This is a genomic window from Amphritea atlantica (assembly GCF_900111095.1).
Classification (GTDB): Bacteria; Pseudomonadota; Gammaproteobacteria; order Pseudomonadales; family Balneatricaceae; genus Amphritea; species Amphritea atlantica.
The window spans coordinates 247,780-264,603 of record NZ_FOGB01000004.1; the positions used below are offsets into that span (position 1 = coordinate 247,780).

13 protein-coding genes are annotated in these 16,824 nt (G+C 50.6%); 6 read left to right on the forward strand and 7 right to left on the reverse strand.

The annotated features are described in order from the left end of the window. Positions 1 to 5: 5 nt before the first annotated feature. Both BMY09_RS08980 and pta read right to left on the reverse strand, forming a co-directional pair. The gene (locus tag BMY09_RS08980) at positions 6 to 992 is read right to left on the reverse strand and encodes a DUF523 and DUF1722 domain-containing protein (protein ID WP_091356849.1); all 987 of its coding nucleotides are present in this window, start codon (positions 990 to 992) and stop codon (positions 6 to 8) included. Between the two features lie 358 nt (positions 993 to 1,350). Next, positions 1,351 to 3,498 (reverse strand): phosphate acetyltransferase, encoded by a 2,148-nt coding sequence (gene pta / locus BMY09_RS08985; protein ID WP_091356850.1) that lies wholly within the window; start codon positions 3,496 to 3,498, stop codon positions 1,351 to 1,353. Positions 3,499 to 4,223: 725 nt separating this feature from the next. Between pta and dctP the strand changes: the two genes are divergently transcribed. The 3 genes from dctP (at position 4,224) to BMY09_RS09000 (ending at position 7,189) form a co-directional block, all read left to right on the forward strand. After that, entirely contained in the window at positions 4,224 to 5,240 is a 1,017-nt protein-coding gene (gene dctP / locus BMY09_RS08990) for a TRAP transporter substrate-binding protein DctP (protein ID WP_091356852.1), read from the forward strand. Further along, positions 5,240 to 5,761 carry a TRAP transporter small permease subunit gene (locus BMY09_RS08995; RefSeq protein ID WP_091356855.1) on the forward strand — a complete coding sequence of 174 codons (522 nt, stop codon included), beginning with the start codon at positions 5,240 to 5,242 and terminating at the stop codon, positions 5,759 to 5,761. Before dctP ends, BMY09_RS08995 begins: the two co-directional genes overlap by 1 nt. Positions 5,762 to 5,863: 102 nt before the next feature. Beyond that, the gene (locus tag BMY09_RS09000) at positions 5,864 to 7,189 is read left to right on the forward strand and encodes a TRAP transporter large permease (protein WP_091356856.1); all 1,326 of its coding nucleotides are present in this window, start codon (positions 5,864 to 5,866) and stop codon (positions 7,187 to 7,189) included. 192 nt (positions 7,190 to 7,381) lie between these two features. On the opposite strand, the gene BMY09_RS09005 is transcribed toward BMY09_RS09000, so the two are convergent. Both BMY09_RS09005 and BMY09_RS09010 read right to left on the reverse strand, forming a co-directional pair. Then, the gene (locus tag BMY09_RS09005; protein ID WP_091356859.1) at positions 7,382 to 8,593 is read right to left on the reverse strand and encodes an MFS transporter; all 1,212 of its coding nucleotides are present in this window, start codon (positions 8,591 to 8,593) and stop codon (positions 7,382 to 7,384) included. A 404-nt stretch (positions 8,594 to 8,997) separates the two neighbouring features. Then, a complete protein-coding gene (locus tag BMY09_RS09010; RefSeq protein WP_245756536.1) occupies positions 8,998 to 10,065 on the reverse strand; it encodes a LysR family transcriptional regulator in 1,068 nt (355 codons plus the stop codon). An 11-nt stretch (positions 10,066 to 10,076) separates the two neighbouring features. On the opposite strand from BMY09_RS09010, the gene BMY09_RS22175 reads away from it, so the two are divergent. Further along, positions 10,077 to 10,223: a hypothetical protein gene (locus tag BMY09_RS22175; protein ID WP_175483489.1), complete on the forward strand. Its 147-nt coding sequence runs from the start codon at positions 10,077 to 10,079 to the stop codon at positions 10,221 to 10,223. A 186-nt stretch (positions 10,224 to 10,409) separates the two neighbouring features. Here the strand turns inward: BMY09_RS22175 and BMY09_RS09015 are convergent, their stop codons facing one another. The 3 genes from BMY09_RS09015 to BMY09_RS09025 all read right to left on the reverse strand — a co-directional run bounded on the left by BMY09_RS09015 (position 10,410) and on the right by BMY09_RS09025 (position 12,637). Then, positions 10,410 to 10,805 (reverse strand): hypothetical protein, encoded by a 396-nt coding sequence (locus BMY09_RS09015; RefSeq protein WP_091356860.1) that lies wholly within the window; start codon positions 10,803 to 10,805, stop codon positions 10,410 to 10,412. Between the two features lie 68 nt (positions 10,806 to 10,873). Then, positions 10,874 to 11,641: a hypothetical protein gene (locus BMY09_RS09020; protein ID WP_091356863.1), complete on the reverse strand. Its 768-nt coding sequence runs from the start codon at positions 11,639 to 11,641 to the stop codon at positions 10,874 to 10,876. Between the two features lie 135 nt (positions 11,642 to 11,776). Continuing rightward, entirely contained in the window at positions 11,777 to 12,637 is an 861-nt protein-coding gene (locus BMY09_RS09025) for a response regulator transcription factor (RefSeq protein ID WP_091356865.1), read from the reverse strand. Between the two features lie 307 nt (positions 12,638 to 12,944). On the opposite strand from BMY09_RS09025, the gene capB reads away from it, so the two are divergent. Further along, positions 12,945 to 14,684: a caprolactamase subunit beta gene (capB, locus tag BMY09_RS09030; protein ID WP_091356868.1), complete on the forward strand. Its 1,740-nt coding sequence runs from the start codon at positions 12,945 to 12,947 to the stop codon at positions 14,682 to 14,684. Between the two features lie 33 nt (positions 14,685 to 14,717). Further along, positions 14,718 to 16,796 (forward strand): caprolactamase subunit alpha, encoded by a 2,079-nt coding sequence (gene capA / locus BMY09_RS09035; RefSeq protein WP_091356871.1) that lies wholly within the window; start codon positions 14,718 to 14,720, stop codon positions 16,794 to 16,796. The last annotated feature ends 28 nt before the right edge of the window (positions 16,797 to 16,824 follow it).

The following is a 16,824-nucleotide window of genomic DNA, read 5'->3' on the forward strand; positions in this document are numbered from 1 at the left end:
ACCTTTTATACCTGGTTGCGCAGTCCGAGATGGGCTGGATAGGGTTCGAGATAGCGCTGTGCACGAATATATTCACTGCCATTCTGGTTGATATAGTGTGACAGCAGCGTCATCGGTGTTATCAGGTTGACCTCTCCCACACGGTATTGTTCGAATACGTTAAGAATGTCCTGACGCGCCGAGCTGTCAACGCTTTGTTTCAGATAGCCCATGATATGTTGCATCACATTGCAATGAGAGCCTCGAGAGGCAGGTGTACTGATCGCGGACATAAACTGCTCATGATAGGTTTTTAACAGGGCGTCCAATGGCTCGTTGTGAGCTACTGCCAGCATCTTCCCCAGTTCACGGTATGCGGTCTGATTATGGGCCATTAAAAGGTATTTATAACTGCTATGAAACTGCAGCAGCTTATGAAAGCTGGGTTGATCGGTCACCTCGGTGCGAAAGTTGTGATGCGCAAATACCCGCATAACAAAGTTTTCCCGTAACTGGGCGTCGTTCAGCCTGCCATCTTCCTCGATAGGAAGATTGGGGAAGCGCTGCATTAATGCCCGGGCAAATAAGCCGGAACCTCTCTGTTCGTGAGGGTGGCCGGATGGCTGATAGATTTTAACCCGTTCCATACCGCAGCTGGGAGAATCTTTCTTCAGAATAAAACCATCCAACCGCTGACAACGCTCCAGCATCGGCTGGCAGGCATCCATCAACTGTTTGCTGAGGTCGGCCTCCGGCTCGTTTGAACCATCCGCCGGGGGGCGGGAAAAAATCAGATCAGGGTCGTCTGGATTTCCGGTAAGACGCATGGTAGGACGTGGGATGCCGAATCCAGCCGCAACTTCAGGGCAGAATGGTTCAAATTGGAAATGTTTCGCCAGTTGAACCTGGCAGATTTTTGACTGACTATGACCGCCGTTAAAACGCACCTGTTCACCCATAACACATGCGCTGATGCCGACCGGAATATCGGTTGTTTCGGATATTCGCTTCATTTCTGATCCTTGCTCATATCGGTTTTATATACTTGATCCTACGTTGTCTGGTTAGCTGTGGATCAGTGAAGGACGAATTAATCGTGACGCTGCCATGGTTAAATATTGCTCAAAAAATTCTTGACTGAATTGGTTGGTTATATATAATTAGTCAGTAATTGACTCGGGTACTATGGTTTGTACTGGATATCTGCTCTCTCTCACTCAGATATATGTTACAGAACAGCTTTCCGATGATGTTCAACTGCTGTGGCCAATTTAATCATCCGGCAAGTCTGGATTAATTGTCCTCTTTGAAGCCGCTGTGTTAACAGCGGCTTTTTTTTGTCTGCATGGCACTGGTTGTCAGGGCTGAAGGTTAGTCCTGTCGGTTGTCGCCAGCGCCTGCCTGGATTGCGGTAAGGGCGATAGTGAAAACTATATCGTCGACCAGAGCGCCCCGGGAAAGATCATTCACCGGCTTGCGCATCCCTTGTAGCATAGGGCCGATGCTGATGACATCTGCACTGCGTTGCACTGCCTTGTAGGTGGTATTACCGGTGTTCAGATCTGGGAAGATAAAGACCGTTGCCTGGCCTGCAACGGTGCTGCCCGGTGCTTTTGATCTGGCGACGCTCTCCATGACGGCTGCATCATATTGCAGGGGGCCATCAATCAGCAGATCCGGACGTTTCTCCCGCGCGATGCGGGTGGCCTGCCGGACCTTCTCAACATCAGCACCCTGGCCTGAACCTCCGGTCGAATAACTGATCATCGCAACCCGGGGAGGGATGCCAAAAGCGACGGCAGATTCGGCTGACTGGATAGCAATATCCGCCAGCTGCTCAGCGTTGGGATCAGGATTAATGGCACAGTCACCATAGATCAGCACCTGTTCAGGCAGACACATAAAGAAAATTGATGAGATCAGGTTGCAACCAGGGGCGGTTTTGATCAGTTGCATCGGTGGCCGGATGGTGTTGGCGGTGGTGTGTTCAGCGCCGCTGACCAGCCCATCCACGTGCCCCATCTCCAGCATCAGCGTGCCCAGTACGACATTATCCTGAAGCTGCTCTTCGGCGATGATCTCGGTCATCCCTTTATGTCGTCGCAGTTCAACCAGGCGGCTGATGTAGTTCTGGCGAATCAACTGCGGGTCGCTGATGGTGACACACTCGTTGAGTGTCACGCCCTGGTTTTTGGCAATCTGTAGGATCTCCTTGGTATTACCCAGCAGAACGCAGCGGGCGATTCCCCGCTCTGCACAGATAGCCGCCGCTTTGACTGTGCGCGGTTCATTGCCTTCGGGCAGGACGATCACTTTATTCGCCAGGCGTGCCCGTTTAATCAGTTGATAGCGGAATGCTGGGGGTGAGAGGCGACGCTGGTAATGACTATCCACCAGGGTTGCCAGCCACTCGCGATCGATATGCGCCGCAGTGGCTTCTTTAATATCCCGTATGCGGGGCAGATCATCCGCCCGGGTTTCCTGATTCAGCTGAGTCATCGCCATGGCTGTTTGCCAGCTATCCATTGGAATGCTGAGAATGGGCAGGCCTGACTCGCAAGCCCCTGCGCATAACTTCAGTACCGCAGGCGAGGGCGTAACCCCGCCGGTGAGTATCAGCGCTGCCAGTTCTACGCCATTAACGGCCGCCATGCAGGCCGCTACAATCATATCGTCCCGGTCACCGGGGGTGAAAATCAGCGTGCCGGGGCGTAACTCATTGATGGCATTGGCTACACTTTTGGCGCACAGGGCTATGCGGGTAACCCGGCGGGTAGCGATCTCACCGGTGTTGATTACAGAGGCGCCCAGATAGTCTGAGATATCCTTCACTCTGGGGGTGATCAGGTCACGGTTCCAGGGGATGCAGCCAAGCAGGCGGAACTGATTGTTAAAAATAGTGGCGTGTTCGCGGATAACCTCTTCGGTGAGACTGTGGGTGACGGTGTTCCCGGTGCTCAGGAACGGTTGCATATGGCCTTCGCGGTCAATCGGTGCACCCAGTTTGCTAAGGATGCAACCCAGCAACTGCTTGCTTTTGATGCCACCGTAGGCCCGGGCAGTGATATCGATGTGATCCTGCAGGGCTTCAACCGTGTCGTGTCCCGGGGTTGCCACCAGTACCACCTGAGCATCCAGAGCCTTGGCGATCTCCTGGTTAATACGGGTAGCGTAGGGCTGGCCTTCTGTATGCACTATCCCTTCGATAATTACGACTTCATTATCGGCTGGCAGGCTCTGCTCATAGCGGGCGACGATCTGTTCGAGAACCTCATTGCCTTTATCCTGACTTACCAGTTGTTCTACATCACGAATAGGAACCGGGTTGGCGATTGGAGAGGAGCAGTCTCCCTGCAGCATAGCGATCGTGATATCTGTGCTATGGCCATTTCCCTGGGCGATCGGTTTAAAAAAGTGAACTTTTATCCCCTGGCGGTTCATCGCCTGAAACAGGCCCAGCACAGCGGTAGTTAGACCTGCACCGACACCTGTGGGCGCAAGAAGTAATGCTTGAGACATCAGAGTTCCTCAGGGCTTTTGCCGCCCTTGCTCGTTCCCGGCACTTTATTCGGGTACTGAATCATATTAATTGAAAAGGAACCAGATCTGGAAGAGTTGTTATTGACTGGTATAGGTGTCGATTCTACGGGGTTGGAGGTGAAAATTACAGCTCGCCTCAGGGTTTAGAGAAAGTGGTTCAGAGAAAACGGTTCACAGAGTGACAGTTGAGAGCGTCATGATGGCTAATCTCTCTGTCGTCCTGGCGATTTTCGGGCAATAGAGTCAATTTGATAAAGATGTTCATAATATTGTTATTGATAGCGATATTTTATGATTTTCTATTGTTTGATATATGTTTTGAATATCGAACAAAAGTCATCCCCTGAAAAGGGTAGTCTTACATAGCAGAGTGAGAGGAAGGACTTTTTGGATGCATAAAACAGGCTTGTTTTTACTGATTTAAGTCATTAAAACAATAGATTACGCGTGAATATGGTAGCAGGTGAATGGTTTGGCACAATGAAGAAAATCCGGTCAAAAATGCTCGGCTCAGATGAGTCGTATCTTTTTTATGAACACTTGTGCTTTCTATTTTTAATAAGCGATGTTAAAAATAACGAACATCTACCCCCTGAGTGGTAGATCTATAAATCAGGTGTTTCACAGCAAAAATCAATTAATAGATTAGCTGTGACCCGACGGAAACCTGAGCCATCAGACTTAATAATAAAAGGACAACGATAGTGAAGAGAAGAGATCTGCTTAAAGCGGCTGCAACCGGTATTGCAGCAGCACCACTGGCCCTGTCATCAACAACGGCGAATGCCGGCGATAATGTTCGTCTGCGTATGCAAACTCTGTACGGTACAGAGACTGATGACCTTTACAAAATGTTCGCTAACGATGTTAAAGCGGTATCCAACAAAAGCGTGCGCATTCAGCGTTTCCGTGGTTCAGAGCTGGTGCCTAATGACCAGATGCTGGATGCAGTATCTAAAGGCACCCTGGATATGTGTCAGGGATATGCCGGATACTGGGCTGGACAGCTGGATATCGGCAAAATTGAATCGGGTATTCCCGGCGCCTGGACCAGCTATGATGAAGCGATCTATCTGCATCAGAAGCAGGGCCTGACAGCGTTGCTGGAAGAGGCCTATGCCGAGAAAGGGGTTAAATATCTGGGAGCTATTTTTGGCGGTCCTTACGATCTGCTGACAACTAAACCGGTGAAAAGCCTCGAAGATTTGAAAACCATGAAGATCCGCGCCACTGCGACGGTTGCCGGTATCCTGGAAAAGTTTGATATCCCAACCGTCTATCTGCCAAGTCAGGAGCTTTATGTCGCCCTGTCTACCGGTGCCATTGATGGTGTGATCTATGGTGGATCACTGGAATATAAAGCACTGAAACTGCACGAGTCTGCTAAATATTATACCTATCTGAATATGATCAACCCAGGTTATGCCGACGGCATGCTGATCAATATGAAGAAGTGGGAGTCTTTGTCTGAAGATCAGCAGAAGTCCCTGGAACTGGCAACTGCTAAACACGCGGTGAATATGCATGCCTGGAACGTCAACGGTTGTCTGGATGTTAACGGTGAGGGGATCTTTGAGTTTGCTTCACTGCCTGAAGCGGACTCTAAAGCGCTGACCGCTGCAGCAATGGATGTCTGGAAAGAGGAAGCGGCCAAGTCGCCACGTAATGCCAAAGCGATTGCGGCCATTACTGCGACGGCTAAGGCGACCGGGAGAGTCTGATGGCAAAACTTTCTCAATATCTTGCGTTTCAGGACAGGGTATCTGAGTGGGTTGGCCGGACCTTCAGCTGGTTGTGTCTGGCCATGATTGCAGGGCTTTGCTACGAGGTGACGGCGCGTTATCTGTTTAACAGCCCCACCTCGTGGGCGCACGAATCGACCACCATGCTGTACGGTACTTTCTGTATTCTGGCGGGGGTTTATACCCATAAACACCATGGCCACGTACGCAGTGAAGTGATCTATAACCTGTTCCCGGAGCGGGGGCGGGCCGTGCTGGATGTGATCACCGGCCTGATCGGTCTGGTGGTGTTTTCAGTGTTCTTTTACATAACCTTTAATTTCGCTGCCGATTCCTGGGCGATCAGAGAGGTTTCCTCTAAAAGTACCTGGGGTCCGGTCGTGTATCCCTTTAAGTCTGTGCTACCCCTGGCGGTGGGGCTGATGATTCTACAGAGCATCGCTGCATTGATTCGCAGCTTTATGGTAGCGATCGGGATTCAACCAGAAGCGCAAGTCTGATTCAGGTTGTTTTCCGGCTACTGCTCCGTAGCTCCCTCTATCTGAACCGGTAGGCAATCTGATTGCTTACTGGTCAGTCATCATTTAAGCGAAGGTGTATTTGTGTTAGATCTAGATCCCTTAGTGGTTACCTTTGGCATGTTCTTCTCAATGCTGATCCTGCTGGCAATGGGAGCCCCGTTAACCTGGGCGCTGCTGACGGTTGGTACCGGTTCGGCGTATTTTCTGTGGGGGCCTGCCGGGCTTGAGTTACTTGCCACCAGTGCGTTTTCGGCGATGGACAACTTCCTGTTGGTGGCACTGCCGATGTTTATCTTTATGGGCCTGATGCTGCAGCGTTCCGGTATTACCGATGATCTGTTTGATATGATCAATAAGCTCATGGGTGGTATACCCGGTGGACTGGGTATGGGGACCGTGGTTATCTGTGCCATTATCGCTGCCATGGCGGGCGTTTCGGGTGCGGCAACGGTGAGTCTGGGGATTATTGCGCTGCCATCGATGCTGAGTCGTGGTTACGATAAGAAACTGGTGACCGGAACCATTATGGCCGGTGGTGCATTAGGCTTTCTGATTCCTCCCAGTGTACTGATGATTGTCTATGCATTTCTTGCACGGGAGTCGGTGGGTAAGCTGTTTGCAGCCGGTATGATGCCGGGCCTGATGCTGGCCGGTATCTATATGCTGTATATCTTCCTGTTTGCCCTCAAGAATCCCGAGAAAGCTCCCTCTATCTCACTTTCAGAGCGTCTGGGGGCGTTGGATAAACTGAAAGCGTTGAAGGCGCTGATTCTGCCGGGTGCTCTGATTACCACGGTGCTGGGATTTATTATCGGCGGAATTACGTCTCCATCTGAAGCGTCTGCGGTGGGAGCAGCCGGATCGCTGGTCTGTGCCGCGATCTATCGCACGCTCAATCTGAAAATGCTCAAAGAGGTGCTGATGAGCACTACCCAACTGATGGGGATGTTGCTCTGGATTACCATAGCAGCAGTGTTTTTCAGTAAGATCTATATCGGTCTGGGTGCGGGAATGCTGATTACTGAACTGGTTCAGGACTCTAATCTTTCGCCCTATCTGGTGATCGTTGCGATGCTGGCAACTTACTTCATTCTGGGGATGTTTCTTGATGATTTTGCCATCGTCTTTATCACCGTTCCCCTGTTTGTGCCGATTGTGCAGGAGATGGGTTTTGATACGGTGTGGTTCGCCGTGCTGTTTATCATCAGCATGCAAACCGCCTATCTGACGCCGCCCTTTGGTTATAATCTCTTCTACATGCGCTCGGTGGCCCCGCCATCCATCACGATCTACGACCTGTATAAAGCGGTTATTCCGTTTATTATTCTGCAGATTATCGGCCTGGCGCTGGTGGTTATCTTTCCGGAAATAGCGCTTTGGTTGCCCAATCTGATTTTTGAATCCTGATGATGAAAGGATCTGATTGAATCATTTAAAAAGCCGCTCAAAAAATCCGATGTCATCACTGACATCGGATTTTCTAACAAGCTCAGCTTAGGCTCCAATGCTTAAGTGAACCGCATTGCGCTGTCTGTCGGGGTGATAGAGATCAATAACAAAAGGAGACTCCTGACATCCTGTCTTCGGAGCCGTTAAGAATTAGGCTGTTTCCATCCTTATACGTGAGACTGGTTTGTCATTGATTGGAAGATGAATCAATGCAGAGAGAAATGCCAGCGCGACTGCAGACCACCAAATGGGTTCGTATGAGCCGTAATAATCATAGATGACACCACCGGTCCATGCGCCTAAAAAGCTGCCAACCTGATGAGAGAAAAACACCAATCCGTATAGTGTTGACAGGTAACGAGATCCAAAGATCTGGCGAACTAAACCCGATGTCAGTGGCACCGTTCCTAACCAGCAAAAACCGATAGCAGCGCCGAAGACTGCAGCCGTTATTTCGGTGGTAGGGAATATCACAAAAGCACTGATCACAACCGTACGCATCACATACAGCGCAGACATCACGTAACGCTTGCTATAGCGGTCTGCCATGACTCCCCAAAAGTATGAACCAAAGATATTGAATATACCGACGTAAGCCAGTGCCATGGCAGCCGCTGAGGCCGGTAGGTTTTTATCTAACACATAACTGGGAAGGTGAGTGGCGATAAACATGACATGGAAACCACACACAAAAAAGCCGATATGAATCAACCAGTATCCTTTGTGCGTAAAGGCTTCTTTCAAAGCCTCTTTTAGCGTTTGCAGGTCTTCGTGAACCGTGTGAGTATGCGCTTCTCCCTTTGCCATATTGATGAAAAATGCAAACACCACAATAAAGCTACACATGACAGCGAATATCTGCATGGCACTTTGCCAATCATAAATACTCAACAATGTTTGCGCACCAGGAATCATCGCAAACATGCCAAATGACCCGGCAGCGGTGGTCAGGCCAAAGGCTTTAGCCGCATGTTGCGCGGGGACCACTTTTGCGACAGCGCCCAGTACGATCACGTAGCTGGTGGCACTTAAACCGAGCCCAACAAGCACACCCAGGGATAGGTAGATCATAGTGGGCTCGACAGTGATCGACGTTAAGTACAGGCCTGCGGCATAAGAGGCCGAACCTAAAATGATGATGCGCTTCGGGCCCCAACGGTCGGCGGCCATACCCACAAATGGCTGGAAGGCGCCAAAAAGCAAGTTTTGCAATGCAATGGCAAAGCTGAAGAACTCACGTCCGGTGTGGAAGTAGTCGGAAACAGGCATCATGAAAATACCAAAGGATTGCCTGATCCCCAGGCTGGTAATCAAAATCCCTATACCCAGCCAAACCAGGAGTGGAAACCGGAAAGTAAACATAAATTGCTCTTAAAAATGCCTGGGTATGAGGGTGCTTTTCATTAACGCCTATGGGTTGGTGACCGCCATGATTTATGGCTTGCACTGCCACGATTCTCTCTAACGCCTGGTAAGCGGTAGACAAAAATTAATGGCAGACGCAACATAGTTAGCAGCCTCAGAGCCTTAGCGAAAGTGGATGGAAACAAGTGCTTATATGCGCTCAACTACGAGATGAGCGCGCAGTGTAGAGAGTATTCAGAGGTGACTCAAATGATAAAAAGGGAAGTAATCTATGCAAATTATACATATATTAAATTTGCCATTGAGAATAGCCTTGCACCAGGGAATGAGCGGTGCAGTTTCATATGAATATGCCCGGATTTTTAAGATGCACTTACAACGAACTCACCCTGTTTTGAGTATTAATCAGGCGGAGCCATGGCATCCGCTTCTGTATCCAGTCCCATCTCTACCACACGTTTAGCGATTAGCTTGCCACACTCTTCTTTTACGACACTTCTCAACCATTCTTGTGCAGGTGAATGTTCGCAGCGAGGGTGCCAGATCATGGAATAATCAAACGATGTGAAATGAAATGGCAGAGGTTTTACGATCAGGTCATAACGCTCTGAAACTAAGTGGGCTAAATCGGCAGGTACAGTGATAATTAATGGCATCATATCCACAATAGCCAACGCAGCTTCTAAATGATATGCCCTCAGAACCATGCGCCGTTTCGGTTTATCTTCTAATGCCCGTTCAATAAGAGATTTAACCCCATCACTAATGGCAATCATGGCATGAGGAAAATTCAAATAATCATCCAGACACATCTGTTTATGAGCTAACGGATGTTGTTTAGATAATAGACAGGAGACCCCGACACGACCCAGTCCTCCGTACTGTAATGGTTCAATAGAGTAAATTGGGTGGCAAATAGCTAAGTCAGCCCGGCCGTAAGTGAGTTGCTCTTTCAAGTGCTCATCTTGTAGTGGCAAAAATTCAAAGGCGACATTAGGTGCTTCCTGATATATGCGAGGTAAAGCAAAGGGTAAAATAGTTTGCATTGCATAATCAGTTGTTACAATCGTGAATGTTTGATCACAAGACCTGGGGTCAAAATCAATAGGAGATAAAAGCTGTTTCAGAGACCCAATAGGCTCATCTAAAGCGCTACTCATTGATAAAGCTTTCTCTGTAGGCACCAGATTCTGCCCCTGGCGTGTAAATAAAGGGTCACCCAGCAAACTGCGCAATCGCCCCAGAACCCGGCTCATTGCTGACTGGCTCAGGTTTAAACGAGCTGCAGCTCTGCTGACACTGCGTTCCTCAACCAGAACTTGCAACGCGACTAACAGATTTAAATCCCGACGATAAAGCTCTTCTACTTTCATACCCGGCCTTAAACACTCTGACAATATGGACAGTGTAACCAATAAAATACGGAAAATATCTTTAAGTTGGGAGCCTTTTATTCTGGCTTCATCCATCAAGTGTACTGATGATCGTCTATGCATTTCTTGCACGGGAATCGGTGGTTAAGCTGTTTGCAGCGGGTATGATGCCGGGTCTGATGCAGCCCTTTGGTTATAAGCTCTTTTATGCGCTCGGTGGTCCCGTCATTTATAACGATCAACGATCTGTATAAAGGGGTATTTCGTTTATTACGCTGCAGATTATTGGTCTGATACTGGTGGTTATCTTTACGGGAATAGCGCTTTGGCTACCCCATTTGATATTTGCATCCTGAGGGGGGAGCACTGTTTCTGGAAAAATAATATCTCAGGAAAAAGATGCTTGAAGACAAAGCCGCGATTGACGCGGCTTTTTGGATTCAGTGTTTCTGGCTTGAGTGCATCGCTTTGAGCCACTGGATGCCATCCTCTTCGCTCAGAAATGCGCGAAAGTTTATGCCATGCATCATGGCGGATTGCTCGGCAATGATGTTCTCTTTCTGGTTAAGCGGGTCGGTATCGATGTAGGCGATTGCCAGTTCCGGCCAGAGCCAGTTCTGAACTCCTTCAACAATATTGAAGGTATCCATCAGTGAACGTATACCGCTGAGCCGGAAGACCGCCAGAATCAGATTGATGCGCTTCTTTTTGCACTCACTGGCAACATCCTGCCACATTCTCAGGGATTCAGTGGTTACATCGGTCCGGTCTCTGCTTCCCATAACTTCAACCCGCAGGTAGTAATCACACTCCTTAACGGTGTACTGGTATGCCATTAATTGTCTCCAGGCACTGATCAACTTTTAGAAGAATAGGTTGATATTGTTGAAACAATCAAGCGTTTTTATCGCCAGTGAAGCCAGTAGTTATATTCGATGCGGTTGGAATTATTCAGCGTGGTTTTGAATCTCTCTGAAGGCTGTGGCAGGCATTGAACCGGCTGGAATTCAGGCTCTGCCCAGCCGGTCATGCCTCCCATGTATGAGCGCTGATATCCCCACTGACCGCAGGAGAGCAGCGCATCATAATGCTGATCCCGCTGGCACACCACGCAGGTTTCAAAACGGACATCGATGTTTTCCCCCTCCTTGCCCCAGAAGTCAGACATATAGGGGGTATCGTAGATGGCAACGGTAGACGCTCTGACCGGTCGCCCACGCCAGGGTTTATCATGATCATCTGCTGGTACCTGGTGGACGCCCCGGCCATATTCAAGCGGATCATTGTCGTAGAAGGGGGCAAGAAACTGCTCCGGGACATCGATCTGTGAGCTATGCTCGCCCGAAACCATGCGGGTATTGCTGTGACGGACCTGCAATATTCTGTAACGATCACAGTTGGGCAGGTTGAGTTGCTCAGTATCCCCGGCATCATTGCTGAAGAAATGTATCTCCAGGCCAACCCCAGTGGCATTATCGCCCGGGATGTAAGCCGCGTTGTTTCTGCTGCTGTGATACCACGCCCGGGAAAATACCAGAATGCCGACGGCCTGATTCTGAAATGTGACCGGACAGGTTTTGCCAACCAGCAGCTCTTCAGCTGTCAGTTGGGCAGGGATGAGGGGACTGACAAACAGCAGTAGTCCTGAAGTGATGATCGTGCTGCGTAACATAGCTTAAGTTTAGTTGCTGCGGCACGCACTGTTTTAAATTTAACGCAATTGTCACGTTTTATGATATTGCCGAAGGTGCCGCTACAGCGGCGCCAACGGCTGTGTTCTGAACAGATCCGGCAACTCAGACAGCTATCAGCGCATGGCTGGAGGTTTCAGATAGTTGGTGAGAGGGTCCGGTGGTGAATCAGGGGTCACCATCCGTAATGAGTCGATAAACAGATGAAACATCTCTGCCTGAGAGTTGATATCCAGCTTGGCATAGATGTTTTTACGGTGGTGTTTAATGGTTTCAGGGCTGATCTCCAGCTTCTCTGCGATATATTTCACCGCATAGCCACGCAAGATCAGCTGTAAAATCTGGGTTTCTCGCTGGGTGAGTACCGAACTGCCGAAATGACTCAGGGCACACTCCAGATGGGAATCGAGAAAATGGTCTTTCTGTACTTGTTGCGAGCTGCCCCACCACTTTAGCAGAATCGCTTTAACGGTAGAGAAAACCCGTTGTATCAGCCCCTGCTGGGCGGCGGTAAACTTAGGCTTGTTGTCCTGACGGCTGATTGAGACCTGAATGCTGGCATTTTCAGTGGGGATAATCAGGCAGATCTCATCGCCAAAATTGACCAGCCGGTAATACACCCGATAAAACTCACTCTGTTTAAAGCCATCCGGGGCAACATCAGCAAGGCTATAAACCCCTTCGGCAGAACCATCGGTCGCCAGGCGATAGAATGGGTCCAGCAGGTAGGCGCTCTCCAGATACTGATCGATATGGATACGTGGGTCTTCACCTTTACGGCGTTTACGTGACGGGCAATAGGGTTGTCGGCCTTCAGGGTAGACAATCAGAGTGCTGCCATCGGCATCGACCACTCTGCGCAGGGTGTCCATCAGATTATCAACGGCTTCGTCATTCACCCCGTGGGTGATAATCCCGGCAATGGCATCGTGCCACAACATCAGGGGCTGTTTAGCTACACGGTGAAACTTCGACAAATCAGCAAACCTTAATCAGCGATCTCTAAGTTGCTAATTAAAGCCTGCTTTCAGTGTGGAAACAATAGCCGTTCCACCCAGGATGCAAATTTACATCTTTATCGGGATAGCAATGCGTTATATCACTTTTGTTCAGTCGGCCTGCTCCAGAACTTAACCCTCTGTTCACTCACAGACAAAGAATAAGTCACCGCCTATCAATAAACAGACAGCTTCCGCTCATAGACTGTTTGTTAACCCGTTTGACCCTGAACCCGGAGACGGACAGGGCAAACCCGATTCATACAAAAACAATAAGGGGTACAACATGTCTACCAGTGTCGATCCAATCACACTCGCCGTTGTCCGCGGAGCGCTGGAAACAGCGCAACGGGAGATGACGCTGACATTAGAGAAAACCGGTCGTTCCAGTGTCTTCAATCTGGCCCATGATTACAGTAATGCGCTGTTTGACCATTTTCCGGAGATGATTCTTCAGGGGCAGGATATCCCGATTCATCTGGGGTCGCTGATTCCGGCGATGAAAGAGGTGGCTCAGTTTTTTGGTGATGATATCCACGAAGGGGATGTTATCTATCATAACGATCCCGCCTATAAAGGCAGCCATATACTCGATTGCTGTATGTACAAGCCGGTTTTTTATCAGGGTGAACTGGTGTTCTGGACGGTGTGTAAAGGCCATCTGACCGATATCGGTGGGCCGGTACCGGCAGGCTATAACCCGGATGCAAAAGAGATCTATGCCGAAGGTTTGCGGATTCCACCGGTAAAACTCTGGGAAAAGGGTAAGCGCCGGGAAGATGTGGTTAATCTGTTGCTCACCAATATGCGTGCCCGCCGCGATCAGGAAGGCGATCTGAATGCGCAGTACGGTGCCTGCCGGGTCGGTGAGCGCAATCTGATCGCGCTGCTGGATAAGTATGGCGTAAAACAGATTCAGGCCTGTATCGCCGAGCTTAAAAACATGGCAGACCGGCAGATGCGTTCGCTGATCGAAGCGGTCCCGGATGGTGAATACTTCGGTTCTGCGGTGCTGGAAGATTCCGGTCATGGTTTCGGCGAGATGGAGATCACCTCTAAAGTGACAATCAAGGGCGATAAACTGCACATTGAAGTACAGAGCCCGCCTCAGATTCCCTACTTTATTAACTCCTACGAAGGCAACTCAATGTCCGGTGTATATCTTGGACTGATGATGTTTGCGCAGTTGCCGCCGCCCTACAACGAAGGCTTATACCGCTGCGTATCAGTTGACCTGGGCCGCAAAGGAACGCTGTGTAACGCTCAGGAACCGGCTCCCCATGTGAACTGTACCACCACGCCGATGGAAACTCTGACCGATGCCGTCCGTAAAGCCCTGGAACAGGCGGCTCCGGATCGGGTGGCTGCCTCCTGGGGGCATGCCAGCGGCATCAACATCGCCGGTATCGATCCGCGCACCGGCGAGCAGTATGTGACCATGGTGCTGGCATCGATTATCTCCGGTGCCGGTGCGACTCAGGTGATGGATGGCTGGCACGCCTGTGGTCCGCTGTGCTGTTTCGGTGCCCTGAGCTCCGGTGATATCGAACTGCTGGAGTACTCCTACCCGATCATTATTCGTCGCTATGGTCTGATTCAGGACAGCGGCGGTGCCGGTATGTACCGGGGTGGTTCCGGTACGGTGTGGGAAGTTGAACCTATCAACCATGATATGACCGTCGTTGCTTTTGGTGAGGGACGGCAGATTCCAACCATGGGCGCTGCCGGTGCTGAGAATCAGCTTATTGAGCCGAAGCTGGGCAAGCTGGTGGTGAAAGGTGAACAGGAACAGGTTTACAAGGCCAATACCATTCTCACCGTTAAACCCGGCGAACGGGTGGCCAATTATAACCCCGGTGGCGGTGGCTTTGGTCAGCCTAAGTGTCGCCCCGCCGAAGCGGTGCTGTCGGATTATCAGAACGGCCTGATCTCTCTGGAGGCTGCAGCACAGGAATATGGCGTCGTCATTGACGTCCGCACCATGAGTGTTGATCAGCAGGCCACAGCTACGCTGCGTCAGCAGTAAGACCGATAACAAGAACAATTAAGGAACGGAATTATGCGTAATAAATACCGTCTGGGTATCGATGCCGGTGGTACCTTCACAGATTTTGTACTGGCAGAAAACAACGGTGAATTGCGGGTTTTCAAAAGCCCCTCGACACCCCAGGATGGCACTATCGCCATTAAAGCGGGCCTGACACAGATATCTGAAGCGGTGGGCCGCTCAATCGAAGAGATCGTGCAGGATTGTGATCTTTGTATCAATGGTACGACGGTTGCCCTGAACGCTCTGATCGAAAAGAAAGGCGTCAAGGTGGGGTTGCTCTGCACCGCCGGGCATGAAGACAGCCTGGAGATCCGTCTGGGGCATAAAGAGGAGGGCTATCGTTATGAAGCTGACTTCCCGCCGGCCCATATGATCGTGCCACGCCATCTGCGTCGTCCCATCAATGAACGGGTTATCGGTACCGGTGAAGTGGATCTGCCACTGCGTGAGCAGGAAGTGCGCGATGCTGTCAGCTATTTCAAGGCACAGGGTGTTGAAAGTGTGGCAATCTCTTTTGTCTGGGCGGTGCGTAACTCAGCCCATGAAAAACGCGCTAAGGAGATTGTGCAGGAGATGATGCCGGGGGTGTTTGTCTGTACCGGCAGTGAGGTTTACCCACAGGTGCGGGAGTATACCCGGACCTCAACGACGGTGGTGAATGCCTACCTGAGCCCGGTGATGCGACGCTATGTGCAGAAGATCGATGATTACTTTAAGTCACTGGGGGCAAAATACCCGGTACGCTATTTCCAGTCCAATGGCGGACTGGCGATTGGCGAAGCGATGCAGGGGCGGGCGGTCAACGCGATTAACTCAGGACCTGCATCGGCACCCCAGGCAGGCTTGTTTGTCGGTCAGCCGTTTGGTATCGACAATGTTATCACTGTGGATATGGGCGGCACCTCGTTTGATATCACCCTGACCAAAGATGGTCAGACCAACCTGAACAAGAATATCGATTTCCTGCGTTATCGTATTGGTGTGCCGATGATTCAGGTGGAAACGCTGGGGGCTGGTGGTGGTTCACTCTGCCAGGTGGATCAGTATGGCATGCTGCAGGTCGGACCTGAAAGTGCCGGAGCCACACCGGGTCCTGTCTGCTACGGTAAGGGCGGTACTATTCCGGCGGTCACCGATGCCAACCTGGTGCTGGGTTATCTGAACCCCGAAGCGGTGCTGGGCGGCACCATTAAACTGAACCGGGATGCGGCAATTGCCGCTGTTAAAGAGCATGTGGCAGATCCGTTGGGGATCAGTGTTGAGAAAGCCGCCTACGGCATCAGCACCATCGTCAATCTGAATATGGTCAACGGTATTCGTCGGGTGTCCATCGAACGCGGTTATGATCCACGGGATTTTGCTCTGCTCTGCGCCGGTGGTGCGGCGGGGATGCATATCACCGCACTGGCGGAGGAGATCGGCAGCACCACCGTGCTGGTGCCGAAAGTCTCTTCGGTGTTCTGTGCCTTCGGACAGATTATCTCAGACGTGCGCTATAACTATCTGGCATCAGAACCGATGCGGCTGGATGATGATGCCAATCTGGATGCGCTGAACGCCAAATTTGAAGATCTGGAGCAGCAGGGGCGTGAACATCTGATCTCTGATGGCTTTAATGCCGATGATATCAGTTATACCCGTAGTGTTGAGATGCGTTATGTCGGTCAGATCCATGAGTGTAATGTGGAGATCTACCCGGGCAAAATCTGTCGGGAAAAGATGTCCGCTATTCTGGATGATTTCCACAAACGTCACGAAGAGTTGTACACCTACTCAGAGCCGCACAATCCGGTAGAGCTGGTCAACATCGAATCAACGATGGTCGGCAATGTTGCCAAGCCTAACTTCCAGACACTGGAGCCCCGGGGCGGTAAAGCTGAAGACGCACTGATCGGATACCGTCCGGCACTGTTTGATGCCGATGGGCACTGGACCGATACCGCCGTATATTCCGGCCCGAAACTGGATGTCGGGATTGTGATCAGGGGGCCTGCTGTGGTGGAGGAGCCCACCACCAATATTGTTGTACGTCCCGGCTGGCAACTGGTGCTTGAACCAAACCAGTGTTATCGCCTGACCCGCTGCTGATGCGGATTACGCTGCCTCATGGTTGTGC

Coding starts and splice junctions, on each gene's coding strand:
- BMY09_RS08980 (WP_091356849.1), bottom strand. CDS start 992: ATGAAGCGAATATCCGAAACAACCGATATTCCGGTCGGCATCAGCGCA.
- pta (WP_091356850.1), bottom strand. CDS start 3,498: ATGTCTCAAGCATTACTTCTTGCGCCCACAGGTGTCGGTGCAGGTCTA.
- BMY09_RS08995 (WP_091356855.1), top strand. CDS start 5,240: ATGGCAAAACTTTCTCAATATCTTGCGTTTCAGGACAGGGTATCTGAG.
- BMY09_RS09005 (WP_091356859.1), bottom strand. CDS start 8,593: ATGTTTACTTTCCGGTTTCCACTCCTGGTTTGGCTGGGTATAGGGATT.
- BMY09_RS09010 (WP_245756536.1), bottom strand. CDS start 10,065: ATGGATGAAGCCAGAATAAAAGGCTCCCAACTTAAAGATATTTTCCGT.
- BMY09_RS22175 (WP_175483489.1), top strand. CDS start 10,077: ATGATCGTCTATGCATTTCTTGCACGGGAATCGGTGGTTAAGCTGTTT.
- BMY09_RS09015 (WP_091356860.1), bottom strand. CDS start 10,805: ATGGCATACCAGTACACCGTTAAGGAGTGTGATTACTACCTGCGGGTT.
- BMY09_RS09020 (WP_091356863.1), bottom strand. CDS start 11,641: ATGTTACGCAGCACGATCATCACTTCAGGACTACTGCTGTTTGTCAGT.
- capB (WP_091356868.1), top strand. CDS start 12,945: ATGTCTACCAGTGTCGATCCAATCACACTCGCCGTTGTCCGCGGAGCG.
- capA (WP_091356871.1), top strand. CDS start 14,718: ATGCGTAATAAATACCGTCTGGGTATCGATGCCGGTGGTACCTTCACA.